This window comes from Burkholderia sp. IDO3, assembly GCF_003366075.1.
GTDB classification, from domain to species: Bacteria; Pseudomonadota; Gammaproteobacteria; order Burkholderiales; family Burkholderiaceae; genus Burkholderia; species Burkholderia anthina.
This window is the reverse complement of record NZ_CP028963.1, coordinates 2,579,869-2,596,669: the sequence shown is the minus strand read 5'-3', so window position 1 is coordinate 2,596,669 and position 16,801 is coordinate 2,579,869. Positions and strand designations below refer to the sequence as shown.

Below are 16,801 nucleotides of genomic sequence, written 5' to 3'. Positions count from 1 at the left end.
TGCGCCGCTACGCGCGCTAGCTTTGGCGCGCCTGCCGCGCTGACCGTTCTCGCCCTCCGTCAAGCCTCGTCTGTTGTTGAGCGTCGCCAGCGGTGGCGCGATCTCATTACGTTTGATTTCCGTATAAAGAGCCCTGGAGCCCCCCATGACAGACAAGCTGATCATTTTCGATACGACGTTGCGTGACGGCGAACAATCGCCCGGTGCGTCGATGACGAAGGAAGAGAAAATCCGCATCGCGAAGCATCTCGAGCGGATGAAGGTCGACGTGATCGAGGCAGGCTTCGCGGCCAGCTCGAACGGCGACTTCGACGCGATCCACACGATCGCCGGTCTCGTGAAGGACAGCACGATCTGTTCGCTGGCGCGCGCCAACGACAAGGACATCCAGCGCGCGGCCGACGCGCTGAAGCCGGCCAACAGTTCCCGGATCCACACGTTCATCGCGACGTCGCCGCTGCACATGGAGAAGAAGCTGCGGATGACGCCCGACCAGGTGTTCGAGCAGGCGCGCCTCGCGGTGCGCTTCGCGCGCAAGTTCACCGACAACGTCGAATTCTCGCCCGAAGACGGCAGCCGCTCGGATCTCGACTTCCTGTGCCGCGTGCTGGAAGCGGTGATCGCCGAAGGCGCGACGACGATCAACATTGCAGACACGGTCGGCTACGGCGTGCCGGAACTCTACGGCAACCTCGTGAAGACGCTGCGCGAACGCATTCCGAACTCGGACAAGGCGATCTTCTCCGTGCATTGCCACAACGACCTCGGGATGGCGGTGGCGAACTCGCTCGCCGGCGTGAAGATCGGCGGCGCACGCCAGATCGAGTGCACGATCAACGGTCTCGGCGAGCGCGCGGGCAATACGTCGCTCGAAGAAATCGTGATGGCCGTGAAGACGCGCAAGGACTACTTCGGCCTCGACGTCGGCATCGACACGACGCAGATCGTGCCGACGTCGAAGCTCGTGTCGCAGATCACCGGTTTCGTCGTGCAGCCGAACAAGGCCGTGGTCGGTGCGAACGCATTCGCACACGCGTCGGGCATCCACCAGGACGGCGTGCTGAAGGCGCGCGACACCTACGAGATCATGCGCGCGGAAGACGTGGGCTGGACCGCGAACAAGATCGTGCTCGGCAAGCTGTCGGGCCGCAACGCATTCAAGCAGCGCCTGCAGGAGCTCGGCGTGTCGCTCGACAGCGAAGCCGAACTGAACGCCGCATTCATGCGCTTCAAGGATCTTGCCGACCGCAAGGCCGAGATCTTCGACGAGGACATCATCGCGATCGTCTCCGAAGAGTCGGCGCTGGCGCAGGAGCAGGAGCACTTCAAGTTCGTGTCGCTGTCGCAGCGTTCGGAAACCGGCGAGCAGCCGCACGCGAAGGTCGTGTTCGCGGTCGAGGGCAAGGAAGTGACCGGCGAGGCACGCGGCAACGGTCCGGTCGATGCGACGCTGAACGCGATCGAGAGCGAAGTCGGCAGCGGTTCCGAACTGCTGCTGTACTCGGTGAACGCGATCACGACCGGCACGCAGGCGCAGGGCGAAGTGACCGTCCGGCTGTCGAAGAGCGGCCGGATCGTCAACGGCGTCGGCACCGATCCGGACATCGTCGCGGCTTCCGCGAAGGCGTACATCGCCGCACTGAACAAGCTGCACTCGAAGGACGACAAGCTCAACCCGCAGCGTTCATAACCTGCGCGTCGGGCGCCGAACGCCTGAAACGCCCCGTGCGGCCTTGCGCCGCCCGGGGCGTTTTTTCATGTGCCGCTCATTCCGCGGCCGGCGCGCGGAACAGCCGGCGGCGCGCGGCCGGGCGCGGCGCCGGGCTGCGGCGGCGGAACTCGACCGTGATGGCGCGCCGCGGCGCATCGGCGACGAATGCGTCGATCAGCTCCAGCACGTCGTGATCGATGTAGTCGGCGCGCGTCGCGTCGATGATCACGGCCGCACGGTCCGGAATGTGTCGCAGGTGATGCTTGACCTGCACCTTGCCGACGAACGAGACGTCCTTGCGGAACGACAGCAGGAAGTGATCGTCATGCTGTGCGAGCGTGACGGGGCTCTTCAGGTTCGCGACCGCGACCGCCAGCACGCTGCACGCGAGGCCGACTGCGATGCCGAACAGCAGGTCGACCGCGAGCACGCCCGCAATCGTCGCGGCGAACGGCACGAACGCGGCCGGACCCTGCTTCAGCACCGAGCGGAACAGCGCCGGTTTCGCGAGCTTGAAGCCGGTGTGGATCAGGATCGCCGCGAGGCTCGCGAGCGGGATCAGGTTGATCAGGCCGGTGAGCGCGAACACGCTGGCAAGCAGCAGCACCCCGTGCACGATCGCCGACATCCGGCTTTGCGCCCCCGCATTCACGTTGACCGAGCTGCGCACGATCACCGACGTGATCGGCAGCCCGCCGACCGCACCCGCGACGAGGTTGCCGACGCCCTGTGCCTTCAGCTCGCGATCCGGCTGGGTCGGCCGGCGCTTCGGGTCGATCTGCTCGACCGCTTCCAGGCTCAGCAGCGTCTCGAGGCTCGCGACCACCGCAAGCGTGATCGCGACGCGCCACACGTCCGGGTTCACGAGCTGCCCGAAGTTCGGGCCGAGCTCCGCGTGCTTGAGCGATGCGGCGAGCGCCGCGAACGATTCGAGTTCGGGCAGCGTCACGCGATGCGCGGCGCCCGGCGCGACCGACGGCGCGATCGCGCCGAGCAGCAGCGTCGCGCCGATGCCGAACAAGACGACCGCAAGCGGCGCGGGAACCGCGCGGGCCCATGCGAAGCGCTTGAGCGCCGGCGTGTCCCATGCGGCGAGCAGCGCGACGGACACGAGCGCGATGACCGTGGCCGCCCATGCGGTCGGCAGGCCCGGCCATGACGCAAACGATTGCGCGGCCGCGCCGCCGATACCGAATGCGAACGGAATCTGCTTCACGATCAGCAACAGGCCGATCGCGGCAAGCATGCCCTTGATGACGGGCGACGGCACGTAGGCGGCGAAGCGGCCGGCGCGCAGCATGCCGAAGCCGAACTGGAGGACGCCGGACAGCAGTACCGCGAGCAGGAATGCGGAGAAGCTGCCGAGTTGTGCGATCCCTTCGACGACGATCACGACGAGGCCGGCCGCCGGCCCGCTCACGGACAGCGACGAGCCGCTCAGCAGCGCGACGACGATTCCGCCGACGATGCCGGACACCAGCCCGGCGAACGGCTCGACGCCGGATGCATTGGCGATGCCGAGACACAGCGGCAGCGCGACGAGGAAAACGACGATGCCGGCGACGATGTCGCGCGGCAGAGTGGACAGGCGCTCGTTCAGTTTCATGGTTAGGGCGTTTTCATGGGCGTTGGGGTAGGGCGCGGGTCAGCCGAATGCGACGGCCGTGGCGGTGTGCTGTGGTTCGGCTGCGACCGGCGGCGCCGTGTAGCCGGAATCGAGCTCCGTCAGGCGGCCGTCGGCGACGGAGAAGATCCAGCCGTGCACGAGGGGCGGTCGGGGGCGGCCCTGCACGATCGGCGACGCACGCAGCAGCTTCACTTGTTCGAGCACGTTCAGCTCCGCGAGGCGGTCGGCCGCCGCCGCGTCGTCGAGCCCGCCGAGCGTGTCTCGATGGCGCCGCGCAAGCGCGCGGAGCGGCGCGATGCGGCGGGCGACGTGCGGCAGGTCGGTCGGCGGCGGCAGCAGCGATGCGCGTACGCCGCCGCAGCCGTAGTGGCCGCACACGATCACGTGATCGACCTCGAGCGCGCGCACCGCGTACTCGAGCACGCTTGCGGCGTTGTCGTCGTCGGGATGGAACAGGTTCGCGATGTTGCGATGGACGAACAGTTCGCCCGGCGCGCAGTGCGTGATCGTTTCGGCCGGCACGCGGCTGTCGGCGCAGCCGATCCACAGCACGCGCGGATTCTGGCCGCGCGCGAGTGCGTCGAAGAAGCCGGGCGTGTGTTCGCGCGTCTCGCGGGCCCAGGCGATGTTGGCGACCAGCATGCTCTTGGGGCGATTCATGAGGAATCCTTTTAAATTGGGATAGACAACGCACACTCGAAATGGCGCTGCCGAATCCTTTCGGAATTGAAAGGTCTCTTTCGACCGATATTAGGGGTATGCCCTAGCACTCGGTGCCACAGATACAAATTGTTTCAAATAGGAATGTCGAGGTGCGCCGCATGCACTCATGCAACGCATGACATGCATTGCGCATGCCGGTTTCCCTTCCGGTAAGGGATTCCGCTCGACGACATCGCGACAGCGAGTCGATCGGAAAGGATTGCCGATCTCTTTTCCGGATCAACCGAATAGGGCGGAAAAATGAAATGGCCATTCACGTTTTTATTCGTGAATGGCCATCGGGAAATTGCGCGGAAATTGCGCAATCGTTCAGAACAGATTGCGGCGGTCGGGGTCGTGCAGCGGGTCCGGTGTTTTCTGCGTGATGCGCAGGATGCCCTGCGGATCGAAGTAGAAGCTGTACATCATGTACCAGACGTTGTCTTCCAGATACCGGTAGGTCCACACTTCGCGCTTCATCAGCGGGAAGTAGGAAGTCTCGACCGGCCGGCCGAAATTGACGAGCACGTCGGTCTTCGTCCATTTGCCGATTTCCGCGCGATAGAACTCGCTCGGCTGCAGGACCTGGCGCACGTTGACGATCTTGTGGGCTGCGTCGACGTCGGCCGCGACGGTGGTCTCGCCCATCGGCTGGGTCGGCCACATCAGGCGCTTGCCGCCGCCGGGCAGATCGTAGATCTCGCGCGGCGGGCCCATGCGTGCGACGATCGCCGACTCGTCCTGACCGGCCTGGTATTGCTGCCACGGTTGCGCGCAACCGGCGAGCAGCGCCGCCGCACTGGCGACCAGCACCGGCAGGCGCACGGGAATGCGAATGCGCATGGGATCCTCCAGAACTCTCTGACAGTTCAGTTGTATCACGGACGGCGCGCGCCGGCGCATCGCGCCGAAAAAATCGGTGCGGGATCGCCGCCGGCGTGTCGTGTCTCGCCATGCTTGCGGGCGACGGGGCCGGCGGCCTATGATCCGCGCTTCTCGACCGGATTGAAGGGCAGGTAGCCGATGCAGCTGTGGAAGCGGTGTGCGCTCGCGTTGAGCGCGGGGTGGATGCTGGCGTCGTCCGCGTACGCGACGGGCGAGCCGGTGCGGATCGCGCTGATCGAAGGCATGTCCGGCCCGTTCGCGAACGCGGGCGCGGCCGTCGAGCGCAACCTGCGCTTCGGCGTCGAACAGGTCAACGCGGCGGGTGGCGTGAAGCTGCGCGATGGCGCGCATCCGCTGGAGCTGGTCGTGCTCGACAGCAAGGGCAGCCCGGAAGAAGCGCTCGTCCAGTTGCGCGTGGCCGCGGACCGGCACATCGGATTCGTCGCGCAGGGCAACAGTTCGGCGGTCGCGGCGGCACTCGTCGCGGCGCTCGACAAGCTGAACGCGCGCAATCCCGACAGCCGGATGCTGTTCCTCAACTATTCGGCCGACGATCCGGCGCTGACCGGCGCGCATTGCAGCTTCTGGCATTTCCGTTTCGACGCGCACGCGGGGATGCGGATGGCCGCGCTGGCCGACGTGATGGCGCGCGATCGTACGTTGCACAAGGTTTATCTGCTGAACCAGGACTACAGCTTCGGCCACGACGTCAGCGCGCTGGCGCGGCAGGCGCTGGCCGAGCGGCGTCCCGACGTGACGATCGCCGGCGACGAATTTCATCCGATCGGCCGGATCAAGGATTTCTCGCCGTATATCGCGAAGATCCGCGCGAGCGGCGCGGACGCGGTCGTGACCGGCAACTGGGGCAACGATCTCACGCTGCTCGTGAAGGCCGCGCGCGAGCAGGGGCTCAACGCAAAGTTCTATACGTTCTACGGCAACAGCCTCGGCGCGCCGGCCGCGCTCGGCGACGCGGGCGTCGGGCGGGTGGTGGCCGTCGCGGACTGGCATCCGAACGCGGGCGGCGCGAAGTCTGGCGCGTTCTACCGCGCGTTCCGGACCCGTTTCCCGGCGCCGCAGGACGACTACCCGGTGCGCCGCATGAGCCTGATGGTCGAGATGCTCGCGGCCGCGATGAATCGGGCCGGCTCGGTCGACCCCGTCGCGGTGGCGCGCGCGCTGGAGGGGCTGTCGTTCGACGACGGTTTCCATGCGTCCGCCATGCGCGCGCAGGATCACCAGCTGACCCAGCCCCTTTACGTGATGGAAATGGACAAGGTCGGCACGCCCGGCGTGCGCTTCGACAACGAGGGCTCCGGCTACGGTTTCCGGACGGTTCTCGCGGTGCCCGCGCAGCGCACGCAGATGCCGTCGACCTGTTCGATGACGCGCCCGTGACAGGGGGCGGTAGGAACGGCGTGCAGTTGTGCTACAATGCCCGCCGGTTGTAAGTCACGGCACGGCCATTCTTCCGTGTCCGCCTGTTAGCTAGCAAGTAGGAAACAAAGGAAATCACATGTCTGTTGCAGATATCAAGAAGTCGGAAGTCGTTGCTCAGTTCGCCCGCGGTACCAACGACACGGGTTCGCCCGAAGTCCAGGTCGCACTGCTGACCGCACGTATCGTCGAACTGACGGGTCACTTCAAGACCCACGCGAAGGACCACCACAGCCGCCGCGGCCTGCTGCGCATGGTGAGCCGCCGCCGCAAGCTGCTCGACTACCTCAAGGGCAAGGATGCCGACCGTTACCGCGCACTGATCGAGAAGCTGGGTCTGCGTAAGTAATCGAGGCGATTGCCGCCAGCAAGATGCCTGTGTCAGTCCGCTGATGCAGGCATTTTGTTTTTGCGCGGTGCGTAGCGTCACGCGCACCGCAGGTCGTTCGGCACGTGGATGCCGGGCTGCCGGAACGGCTGATGCCGGGGTCGGGATTTGTGTCATTCCAGCGCGCTGCTCTTCGAGCGACGCACTGGAATGGCATAAAAAACACACCTTGCTCTGGTGATTCAGTCGGGACGCCGCCGCGCGGGATGGCCCGGGCGGCGAATGAAATGAATGAATTCAAAGGAGCAACCATGTCCATGTTCAACAAGGTCGTGAAGGAATTCCAGTGGGGCCAGCACAAGGTGCGCCTCGAAACCGGTGAAGTCGCCCGTCAGGCGAGCGGTGCCGTGATCGTCGACGTGGAAGATACCGTCGTGCTGGCAACCGTCGTCGGCGCGAAGTCGGCGAAGCCGGGTCAGGATTTCTTCCCGCTGACCGTCGACTACCTCGAAAAGACCTACTCGGCCGGCAAGATCCCGGGCGGCTTCTTCCGTCGCGAAGGCCGTCCGTCGGAGCACGAGACGCTGACGTCGCGCCTGATCGACCGTCCGCTGCGTCCGCTGTTCCCGGAAGGCTTCTACAACGAAGTGCAGGTCGTGATCCACGTGCTGTCCGTGAACCCGGAAATCCCGGCGGACATCCCCGCGCTGATCGGTGCATCGGCTGCGCTCGCCGTGTCGGGCCTGCCGTTCAACGGCCCGGTCGGTGCCGCGCGCGTCGCCTACATCGACAACGCCTACGTGCTGAACCCGACGCGTGACCAGATCAAGGCATCGAGCCTCGACCTCGTCGTCGCCGGTACGGAGCGCGCGGTGCTGATGGTTGAATCGGAAGCCGATCAACTGCCGGAAGACGTGATGCTCGGCGCGGTCGTGTTCGGTCACGAGCAGATGCAGACGGCGATCGACGCGATCCACGAACTCGTGCGCGAAGGCGGCAAGCCCGAGTGGGACTGGCAGCCGGCGCCGAAGAACGAGGCGCTGATCGCACGCGTGACGGAACTGGCGCAGAACGACCTGCTCGCGGCTTACCAGCTGCGCGACAAGCAGGCGCGTTCGACGAAGCTGAAGGAAGTCTACGCGGCGACCTCGGCGAAGCTCGAGGAAGACGCGCTGGCGGCCGGCACGGTCGCGGCCGACAAGGCCACCGTCGGCAACGTCCTGTTCGACATCGAAGCGAAGATCGTCCGTTCGCAGATCCTGAACGGCGAGCCGCGTATCGACGGTCGCGACACGCGCACCGTGCGTCCGATCGAGATCCGCACCGGCGTGCTGCCGCGCACCCACGGTTCGGCGCTGTTCACGCGTGGCGAAACGCAGGCGCTCGTCGTCGCGACGCTCGGCACGAAGGGTGACGAGCAGATCATCGACGCACTCGAAGGCGAATACCGCGAGCGCTTCATGCTCCACTACAACATGCCCCCGTTCGCGACCGGCGAAACGGGCCGCGTCGGCTCGCCGAAGCGCCGCGAAATCGGCCACGGCCGCCTCGCGAAGCGCGCGCTGGTCAAGTGCCTGCCGAGCGCCGACGAATTCGGCTACTCGATCCGCGTCGTGTCGGAAATCACCGAATCGAACGGTTCGTCGTCGATGGCCTCGGTGTGCGGCGGCTGCCTCGCGCTGATGGACGCCGGCGTGCCGATGAAGGCGCACGTCGCGGGTATCGCGATGGGCCTGATCCTCGAAGGCAACAAGTTCGCGGTGCTGACCGACATCCTTGGCGACGAAGATCACCTCGGCGACATGGACTTCAAGGTGGCCGGCACGGAACAAGGCGTGACGGCACTGCAGATGGACATCAAGATCCAGGGCATCACGAAGGAAATCATGCAGGTCGCGCTCGCGCAGGCGAAGGAAGGCCGCATGCACATCCTCGGCAAGATGACGTCGGCGGTCGCGGGTGCGAACACGCAGCTGTCGGAATTCGCGCCGCGCATGATCACGGTCAAGATCAACCCGGAAAAGATCCGCGACGTGATCGGCAAGGGCGGTTCGGTGATCCGCGCGCTGACCGAAGAAACCGGCACGACCATCGACATCTCGGATGACGGTGTCGTGACGATCGCGAGCACGAACAGCGAAGGCATGGCCGAAGCGAAGAAGCGCATCGAGCAAATCACGGCCGAGATCGAAGTCGGCCAGGTGTACGAAGGCACGGTGCTCAAGCTGCTCGATTTCGGTGCGATCGTGAACCTGCTGCCGGGCAAGGACGGCCTGCTGCACATCTCGGAAATCGTCAACGAGCGCGTGAAGGACATCAACGACTACCTGAAGGAAGGTCAACAGGTCAAGGTCAAGGTGATCCAGACGGACGAGAAGGGTCGTGTGCGTCTGTCGGCCAAGGCGCTGCTGAACGAAGCAGCTGCCGCGTCGCAGTCGGATACGCCGCCGCAGCAGTAAGCGGACAGGCGTGAAAACGGCCGGCAGTGCGAAAGCGTGCCGGCCGTTTTTTCTGTAGCATCGTTGTGCGGCGCAGCAGCGCCGGCGAGCTGTCCGTGCCGCGCACGGGCCCGTCCCCCGATTCCGATCCTGGAGCGACCACCATGAAAGCCATCGAAATCACCGAATTCGGCGCCCCCGACGTGCTGAAGCTCGCGGAGCGTCCGCGCCCCGAACCGAAGCGCGGCGAGGTGCTGATCAAGGTGACGGCTTCCGGCGTGAACCGGCCGGACGTATTCCAGCGCAAGGGCGCGTATGCGCCGCCGCCGGGTGCGTCGGACCTGCCGGGGCTCGAAGTGGCGGGCGAGATCGTCGGCGGCGACTTGTCGGATGTCGCGTCGAATCCGTTCGGCCTGAAGCTCGGCGATCGCGTCTGTGCGCTGCTCGCGGGCGGCGGCTATGCCGAGTATGCGGTGGCGCCGCTGCCGCAATGCCTGCCGGTGCCCGACGAGCTCACCGACATCGAAGCCGCATCGTTGCCCGAAACGTTCTTCACGGTGTGGAGCAACGTGTTCGATCGCGCGCAACTGGGTGCGGGCGAGGGCGGCGGGCAGGAAACGCTGCTTGTGCAGGGCGGCTCGAGCGGGATCGGCGTGACGGCGATCCAGATTGCGCACGCGCTCGGTTTTCGCGTGTTCGCGACGGCCGGCAATGCCGACAAATGCCGCGCATGCGAGGCGCTCGGCGCCGAACGTGCGATCGACTACAAGACCGAGGATTTCGTCGGGGTCGTGAAGTCGCTGACGCACGATCGCGGCGTCGACGTGATCCTCGACATGGTGGCGGGCTCGTATGTGCCGCGCGAATTGTCCGCGCTTGCGGACGGCGGCCGGCTCGTGCTGATTGCGCTGCTCGGCGGCGCGAAGGCCGAGGTGAACCTCAACGAGATCCTGCGCCGCCGGCTGACGGTGACGGGCTCGACGCTGCGCCCGCGTCCGGTCGAGTTCAAGGCGCGCATCGCTGCGCAGTTGAAGGCGCGCGTGTGGCCGCTGATCGCCGAGGGGCGCATCAAGCCGGTCATCTACCGTGTGCTGCCGGCCGGCGAGGCCGCGCAGGCGCATGCGCTGATGGAAAGCGGCGAGCACATCGGCAAGATCGTGCTCGATTGGGGCGCGAACGCGTGAGGGTCCGCGCAGCGGGCTTGACATGCGCGGTTTGACCGGTTCAAGTCGCGCGCAGTAAAATCGCGGGTTTGCTTCGCCAGATCCAACCTGACGGCCGGTTACCGGCGCGTTGATGACAAGATAGTGACGAGACAGACACGATGTCGAAACAAAGAACGAAGCGAGTGATCGGCAACTGGAAGATGCATGGCCGACTGGCCGGCAACCAGGCATTGCTGAACGAAGTGGTGCAGGGTGCGGGCGCGGTGGCGGCTGAAACGTCGATCGGCGTGTGCGTGCCGTTCCCTTACCTCGCGCAGGTTCAGGCGCAGCTCGGCGATGGCCGTGTCGCGTTCGGCGCGCAGGACGTGTCCGCGCACGAGCAGGGCGCGTTCACGGGCGAAGTGGCGGCCGCCATGGTTGCGGAGTTCGGCGCGCAGTATGCGATCGTCGGTCACTCGGAGCGTCGCGCGTATCACGGCGAGCGCAACGAGACGGTTGCAGCGAAGACGCAGCGCGCGCTCGCGGCAGGCCTTACGCCCGTCGTGTGCGTCGGCGAAACGCTCGACGAGCGCGAAGCGGGCGCGACCGAGCAGGTGGTCGGTGCGCAGCTCGACGCCGTGCTGGCCGTGCTGACGGCTGACGAAGCGGCGCGCATCGTCGTCGCGTACGAGCCGGTCTGGGCGATCGGCACGGGCAAGAGCGCGACGTCGGCGCAGGCGCAGGACGTGCACGCATTCCTGCGTGCGCGTCTCGCGACGAAGGGCGCTGCGGACGTGTCCGTGCTGTACGGCGGCAGCGTGAAGCCGGACAACGCGGAAGAGCTGTTCGCGCAGCCGGACATCGACGGCGGCCTGATCGGCGGCGCGTCGCTGAAGGCGGAAGATTTCCTGGCGATCTGCCGGGCTGCACGTTGAGCGGCTCGGGATCGAATTGAACCATGATGGCGGCCGGTCGGTCCGGTCGCCTGATCCAATCGGGTGGGTGTGATGCTGTTATTCAAGACGCTGATTATTGTCGTGCAGGTACTGTCTGCACTCGGTGTGATTGGTCTCGTGCTGCTGCAGCACGGCAAGGGCGCCGACATGGGCGCCGCATTCGGCAGCGGCGCGTCGGGCAGCCTGTTCGGTGCGACCGGCTCGGCGAACTTCCTGTCGCGCACGACGGCCGTGCTCGCGACGGTCTTCTTCGTTGCGACGCTCACGCTGACGTATCTCGGCTCGTACAAGTCGACGCCGTCGGCGGGCGTGCTGGGCGGGGTTGCGACCGCACCCGCATCGGCGCCTGCTGCGTCGGCGCCGGCTGTTGCCGCGTCCGCCGCGACGGCTTCGGCCGCGAGCGCGCCGGGCCAGGATGTTCCGAAATAAAAAACTGAAATATTTGCCGTTGTGCGTTGAACAATTTTGAAAGTCAGGTTAGAATTTAATTCTTGAAGCGATTCGCGGGAAACAGGCAGTACGACCCGAGTTGCATGCAGTGCCGACGTGGTGAAATTGGTAGACACGCTATCTTGAGGGGGTAGTGGCGAAAGCTGTGCGAGTTCGAGTCTCGCCGTCGGCACCAAAGTTACTCAATGCCAGCCGCTTCCGAGTGGCTGGCATTTTTCATTTCTGGGGTGTGTCTTGCGATTGTCTTGTGATTGCAGGCACTCCGAAATGATTCCTTTCTCCGGAAGTGGTATTCTCCGGACGCTCAGAACTAACCGATAGAGGATTGCCTTGAACCTCGCAGCCTATTACCCCGTCTTGTTGTTCCTCCTCGTGGGCACTGGTTTAGGTATAGCGCTGATCAGCATCGGCAAGCTTCTTGGTCCCAACAAGCCGGACGTCGAGAAGAACGCACCGTACGAGTGCGGCTTCGAAGCCTTTGAAGACGCCCGGATGAAATTCGACGTCCGGTACTACCTCGTCGCCATCCTGTTCATCATCTTCGATCTCGAAACCGCATTTCTGTTTCCGTGGGGCGTTGCGCTGCGGGACATCGGCTGGCCCGGTTTCATCGCAATGATGATTTTCCTGCTCGAATTCCTGTTGGGCTTTGCCTACATCTGGAAGAAGGGCGGCCTCGACTGGGAGTGATGGGCTAATCGCCGGTTTGCATGGGCGGCCACGCTGGGTCGCCCGTCTGGAGTGGAAAGCAAATGAGTATCGAAGGGGTCTTGAAGGAAGGGTTTGTCACCACGACGGCTGACAAGCTGATCAACTGGACGCGTACCGGCTCGCTGTGGCCGATGACGTTCGGGCTCGCGTGTTGCGCCGTCGAGATGATGCATGCGGGCGCGGCCCGTTATGACCTGGACCGGTTCGGTGTCGTGTTCCGTCCGAGCCCGCGTCAGTCCGACGTGATGATCGTTGCCGGCACGCTCTGCAACAAGATGGCGCCGGCACTGCGCCGCGTGTATGACCAGATGGCCGAGCCGCGCTGGGTGATCTCGATGGGGTCGTGCGCGAATGGCGGCGGCTACTACCACTACTCGTACTCGGTGGTCCGCGGCTGTGACCGGATCGTGCCGGTCGACGTCTACGTGCCGGGTTGTCCGCCCACTGCCGAGGCGCTCGTCTACGGCGTGATCCAGCTTCAGGCGAAGATCCGCCGCACCAGCACCATCGCCCGTCAATAAAGCCCCCGAGCGTCCCCTCAATATGGCAAGCAAAATCGAGACCCTCAAGGCAAACCTCGAAGCCGCGCTCGGCGCGCGCGTGGTGAGCCTCACCGAAGCGATCGGTGAACTGACGCTCGTCGTGAAGGCGAGTGATTACCTCGAAGTCGCAAAGACGCTGCGCGACGATCCGAAGCTCCGTTTCGAGCAGCTGATCGACCTCTGCGGCGTGGACTACCAGACCTACGGCGACGGCGCCTACGACGGCCCGCGTTTTGCCGCCGTGTCGCAGCTGCTGTCGGTCACGAACAATTGGCGCCTGCGCCTTCGCGTATTCGCGCCGGACGACGATCTGCCGATCGTGGCATCGGTCGTCGACATCTGGACCTCCGCAAACTGGTACGAGCGCGAAGCGTTCGACCTGTACGGCCTGGTGTTCGAAGGGCACCCCGATCTGCGCCGCATCCTTACCGACTACGGCTTCATCGGTCACCCGTTCCGCAAGGACTTCCCGGTGTCGGGCTACGTCGAAATGCGTTACGACCCGGAAGAGAAGCGGGTGGTCTACCAGCCGGTGACGATCGAGCCGCGCGAAATCACGCCGCGCGTGATCCGCGAGGATCGCTATGGCGGTCTGAAACATTAAGGGGGCGTCATGGCAGAAATCAAGAACTACACCCTCAACTTCGGCCCGCAACACCCGGCGGCGCACGGCGTGCTGCGCCTGGTGCTCGAGCTCGACGGCGAAGTCATCCAGCGCGCCGATCCGCACATCGGCCTGCTGCACCGCGCGACTGAAAAGCTCGCGGAAAACAAGACCTTCATCCAGTCCGTGCCGTACATGGATCGTCTCGACTACGTGTCGATGATGATCAACGAGCACGGTTACGTGCTCGCGATCGAACGTCTGCTCGGCATCGAAGTGCCGGAGCGCGCGCAGTACATCCGCGTGCTGTTCGACGAGATCACGCGCGTGCTGAACCACCTGATGTGGATCGGCGCTCACGGACTCGACGTCGGCGCGATGGCGGTGTTCCTGTACGCATTCCGCGAGCGCGAAGACCTGATGGACGTGTACGAAGCGGTGTCCGGCGCACGGATGCACGCGGCGTACTACCGTCCGGGCGGCGTCTATCGCGACCTGCCTGACGCAATGCCGCAATACAAGGCGTCGAAGATTCGCAACGAGAAGGCGCTCGCGAAGATGAACGAAGCGCGCAGCGGCTCGGTGCTCGACTTCATCGACGACTTCTTCACGCGCTTCCCGAAGTGCATCGACGAATACGAAACGCTGCTGACCGACAACCGGATCTGGAAACAGCGTCTGGTCGGGATCGGCGTCGTCAGCCCGGAACGTGCGCTGCAGATGGGCATGACCGGCCCGATGCTGCGCGGCTCGGGTATCGCGTGGGATCTGCGCAAGAAGCAGCCGTACGAAGTGTACGATCGCATGGATTTCGATGTGCCGGTCGGCGTGAACGGCGATTGCTACGACCGCTATCTGGTGCGCGTCGAAGAAATGCGCCAGTCTGTCCGTATCGCGAAACAGTGTATTGAGTGGCTCCGCAAGAATCCGGGCCCGGTGATGACCGACAATCACAAGATTGCGCCGCCGTCGCGCGTCGGCATGAAGACCAACATGGAAGACTTGATTCACCACTTCAAGCTCTTCACTGAAGGTTTTCACGTGCCGGAAGGCGAAGCGTACGCGGCAGTCGAGCATCCGAAGGGCGAATTCGGCATCTACCTCGTGTCGGATGGTGCCAACAAGCCGTATCGCCTCAAGATTCGCGCACCGGGCTTCGCGCATCTCGCGTCGCTCGACGAAATGGCGCGCGGTCACATGATTGCCGACGCCGTCACGATCATCGGTACGCAGGACATCGTGTTCGGCGAAATCGATCGCTAATGGTTGCGCCGCCTGCGCGAGCGGGCGGCGAGCAGTCAGTCACACGCGATGCGCGCTGAACCGGCGCGGCTTCGCAAGCTGTCAACAGTGAGCGCCAGGTCTGCCGTGCATGCACCGCAGTGCGGCAGGTTGTTCGTTCGGTAGGAATTGAAAGAGTCGTGTCTGAAAATGATCTCAGCTGAAGGCCTGAAAGAAATCGATCGAGCGTTGACGAAGTATCCCGCCGATCAGAAACAGTCCGCCGTGATGTCGGCGTTGGCCGTTGCTCAGGAAGAGCACGGCTGGCTGTCGCCCGAACTGATGCAGTTCGTCGCGAACTATCTCGGCATGCCGGCCGTCGCGGTGCAGGAAGTCGCGACGTTCTACACGATGTACGAGCTCAAACCGGTCGGCAAGCACAAGATCACGCTCTGCACGAACCTCCCGTGCCAGCTGGGCCCGCACGGTGGCGCCGAAGCGACGGCCGACTACCTGAAACAGAAGCTGGGCATCGACTTCGGCGAGACCACGCCCGATGGCAAGTTCACGCTGAAGGAAGGCGAATGCATGGGCTCGTGCGGCGATGCGCCGGTGCTGCTGGTGAACAATCACAGAATGTGCAGCTTCATGAGCCGCGAGAAGATCGACCAGCTGCTTGAGGAGCTTTCGAAATGACGTCCCTCCACGACCGTCACATCAAACCGCTGATCCTCGCTGGTCTGAACGGCGAGAACTGGCACCTCGAAGACTACGTTGCGCGCGGCGGCTACAAGCAGCTGCGCCGCATTCTCGAAGAAAAGATCACGCCCGAGCAGGTGATTGCCGACGTGAAGGCGTCGGGCCTGCGTGGCCGTGGCGGTGCGGGCTTCCCGACCGGCCTGAAGTGGAGCTTCATGCCGCGTCAGTTCCCGGGGCAGAAGTATCTCGTCTGCAACTCGGACGAAGGCGAGCCGGGCACGTTCAAGGATCGCGACATCCTGCGCTGGAACCCGCATGCGCTGATCGAAGGCATGGCCATCGGCGCGTACGCGATGGGCATCACCGTCGGCTACAACTACATCCACGGCGAAATCTTCGAAGTGTATCGACGCTTCGAGGCAGCGCTCGAGGAAGCGCGCGCCGCGGGCTTCCTCGGCGACAACATCATGGGCTCGGAATTCTCGTTCCAGCTGCACGCGCACCACGGTTACGGCGCGTACATCTGCGGCGAGGAAACGGCACTGCTCGAGTCGCTCGAAGGCAAGAAGGGCCAGCCGCGCTTCAAGCCGCCGTTCCCGGCGAGCTTCGGCGTGTACGGCAAGCCGACCACGATCAACAACACCGAGACGTTTGCCGCGGTGCCGTTCCTGCTGTCCATCGGGCCGCAGAATTACCTCGAGATCGGCAAGCCGAACAACGGCGGCACGAAGATTTTCTCGGTCTCGGGCGACGTCGAGCGTCCGGGCAACTACGAAGTGCCGCTCGGCACGCCGTTCGCGACGCTGATGGAGCTCGCCGGCGGGATGCGCGGCGGTCGCAAGATCAAGGCCGTGATTCCGGGCGGCTCGTCGGCGCCGGTGATTCCGGGCGAGATGATGATGCAGACCGATCTCGATTACGACTCGATCGCGAAGGCGGGCTCGATGCTCGGTTCCGGCGCGGTGATCGTGATGGACGAGACGCGCTGCATGGTGCGTTCGCTGCTGCGTCTGTCGTACTTCTACTACGAGGAATCGTGCGGCCAGTGCACGCCGTGCCGTGAAGGCACCGGCTGGCTGTATCGCGTCGTGAATCGTATCGAGCACGGCGAAGGTCGCCAGGAAGATCTGGACCTGCTGAATTCGGTTGCGGAGAACATCATGGGCCGCACGATCTGCGCGCTCGGCGACGCAGCGGCGATGCCGGTGCGCGGGATGCTCAAGCACTACTGGGACGAATTCGCATACCACGTCGAGCACAAGCATTGCATGGTCGGCGGTCACGCACACGCGGCAGCGGCCTGAAGCGAAGCACCGGGTTGCGGAATTTGAGCGCACGGTCGGGC

Annotated in this window: 16 protein-coding genes and 1 tRNA gene; 14 read left to right on the top strand and 3 right to left on the bottom strand. The window is 64.7% G+C overall.

Annotated elements, in window-relative coordinates; translation table 11 throughout:
- The first annotated feature begins 145 nt into the window (after nt 1-145).
- Complete coding sequence (locus DCN14_RS26785) at nt 146-1,690, top strand: 2-isopropylmalate synthase (RefSeq protein ID WP_096507630.1); 1,545 nt, start codon at nt 146-148, stop codon at nt 1,688-1,690.
- A 76-nt stretch (nt 1,691-1,766) separates the two neighbouring features.
- Here DCN14_RS26785 and DCN14_RS26780 read toward each other — a convergent pair whose 3' ends face one another.
- From DCN14_RS26780 to DCN14_RS26770, 3 genes are all read right to left on the bottom strand, one after another.
- Nucleotides 1,767-3,317, bottom strand: a complete 1,551-nt coding sequence (locus tag DCN14_RS26780; protein ID WP_096507629.1) for a SulP family inorganic anion transporter — start codon at nt 3,315-3,317, stop codon at nt 1,767-1,769.
- Nucleotides 3,318-3,356: 39 nt separating this feature from the next.
- Nucleotides 3,357-3,998, bottom strand: a complete 642-nt coding sequence (locus tag DCN14_RS26775) for a carbonic anhydrase (protein WP_096507628.1) — start codon at nt 3,996-3,998, stop codon at nt 3,357-3,359.
- A 372-nt stretch (nt 3,999-4,370) separates the two neighbouring features.
- Entirely contained in the window at nt 4,371-4,883 is a 513-nt protein-coding gene (locus tag DCN14_RS26770) for a hypothetical protein (RefSeq protein ID WP_096507627.1), read from the bottom strand.
- 180 nt (nt 4,884-5,063) lie between these two features.
- On the opposite strand from DCN14_RS26770, the gene DCN14_RS26765 reads away from it, so the two are divergent.
- The 13 genes from DCN14_RS26765 (at nt 5,064) to nuoF (ending at nt 16,760) form a co-directional block, all read left to right on the top strand.
- Nucleotides 5,064-6,323 carry a branched-chain amino acid ABC transporter substrate-binding protein gene (locus DCN14_RS26765; protein WP_096507626.1) on the top strand — a complete coding sequence of 420 codons (1,260 nt, stop codon included), beginning with the start codon at nt 5,064-5,066 and terminating at the stop codon, nt 6,321-6,323.
- A gap of 118 nt (nt 6,324-6,441) precedes the next feature.
- Nucleotides 6,442-6,711 carry a 30S ribosomal protein S15 gene (gene rpsO / locus DCN14_RS26760; RefSeq protein ID WP_006398792.1) on the top strand — a complete coding sequence of 90 codons (270 nt, stop codon included), beginning with the start codon at nt 6,442-6,444 and terminating at the stop codon, nt 6,709-6,711.
- Between the two features lie 290 nt (nt 6,712-7,001).
- On the top strand, nt 7,002-9,149 hold the full coding sequence (gene pnp / locus DCN14_RS26750; protein WP_096507625.1) for a polyribonucleotide nucleotidyltransferase: 2,148 nt from the start codon (nt 7,002-7,004) through the stop codon (nt 9,147-9,149).
- Between the two features lie 143 nt (nt 9,150-9,292).
- Nucleotides 9,293-10,312, top strand: coding sequence for an NAD(P)H-quinone oxidoreductase (locus tag DCN14_RS26745; RefSeq protein ID WP_096507624.1), 1,020 nt, complete (start codon nt 9,293-9,295; stop codon nt 10,310-10,312).
- Nucleotides 10,313-10,452: 140 nt separating this feature from the next.
- The gene (gene tpiA / locus DCN14_RS26740) at nt 10,453-11,208 is read left to right on the top strand and encodes a triose-phosphate isomerase (RefSeq protein WP_096507623.1); all 756 of its coding nucleotides are present in this window, start codon (nt 10,453-10,455) and stop codon (nt 11,206-11,208) included.
- 72 nt (nt 11,209-11,280) lie between these two features.
- A complete protein-coding gene (secG, locus tag DCN14_RS26735) occupies nt 11,281-11,658 on the top strand; it encodes a preprotein translocase subunit SecG (RefSeq protein WP_096507622.1) in 378 nt (125 codons plus the stop codon).
- Between the two features lie 111 nt (nt 11,659-11,769).
- Nucleotides 11,770-11,854 (top strand) — tRNA-Leu (locus DCN14_RS26730).
- Between the two features lie 155 nt (nt 11,855-12,009).
- Nucleotides 12,010-12,369 (top strand): NADH-quinone oxidoreductase subunit A, encoded by a 360-nt coding sequence (locus DCN14_RS26725; RefSeq protein WP_096507621.1) that lies wholly within the window; start codon nt 12,010-12,012, stop codon nt 12,367-12,369.
- 62 nt (nt 12,370-12,431) lie between these two features.
- Nucleotides 12,432-12,911 (top strand): NADH-quinone oxidoreductase subunit B, encoded by a 480-nt coding sequence (locus DCN14_RS26720; RefSeq protein WP_004186402.1) that lies wholly within the window; start codon nt 12,432-12,434, stop codon nt 12,909-12,911.
- A gap of 22 nt (nt 12,912-12,933) precedes the next feature.
- Nucleotides 12,934-13,536, top strand: a complete 603-nt coding sequence (locus DCN14_RS26715) for an NADH-quinone oxidoreductase subunit C (RefSeq protein WP_096507619.1) — start codon at nt 12,934-12,936, stop codon at nt 13,534-13,536.
- Nucleotides 13,537-13,545: 9 nt separating this feature from the next.
- Nucleotides 13,546-14,799 carry an NADH-quinone oxidoreductase subunit D gene (locus tag DCN14_RS26710; protein WP_096507618.1) on the top strand — a complete coding sequence of 418 codons (1,254 nt, stop codon included), beginning with the start codon at nt 13,546-13,548 and terminating at the stop codon, nt 14,797-14,799.
- Between the two features lie 168 nt (nt 14,800-14,967).
- Nucleotides 14,968-15,453 carry an NADH-quinone oxidoreductase subunit NuoE gene (gene nuoE / locus DCN14_RS26705; RefSeq protein WP_096507617.1) on the top strand — a complete coding sequence of 162 codons (486 nt, stop codon included), beginning with the start codon at nt 14,968-14,970 and terminating at the stop codon, nt 15,451-15,453.
- The gene (gene nuoF / locus DCN14_RS26700) at nt 15,450-16,760 is read left to right on the top strand and encodes an NADH-quinone oxidoreductase subunit NuoF (RefSeq protein ID WP_096507616.1); all 1,311 of its coding nucleotides are present in this window, start codon (nt 15,450-15,452) and stop codon (nt 16,758-16,760) included. Before nuoE ends, nuoF begins: the two co-directional genes overlap by 4 nt.
- Nucleotides 16,761-16,801 lie beyond the last annotated feature (41 nt).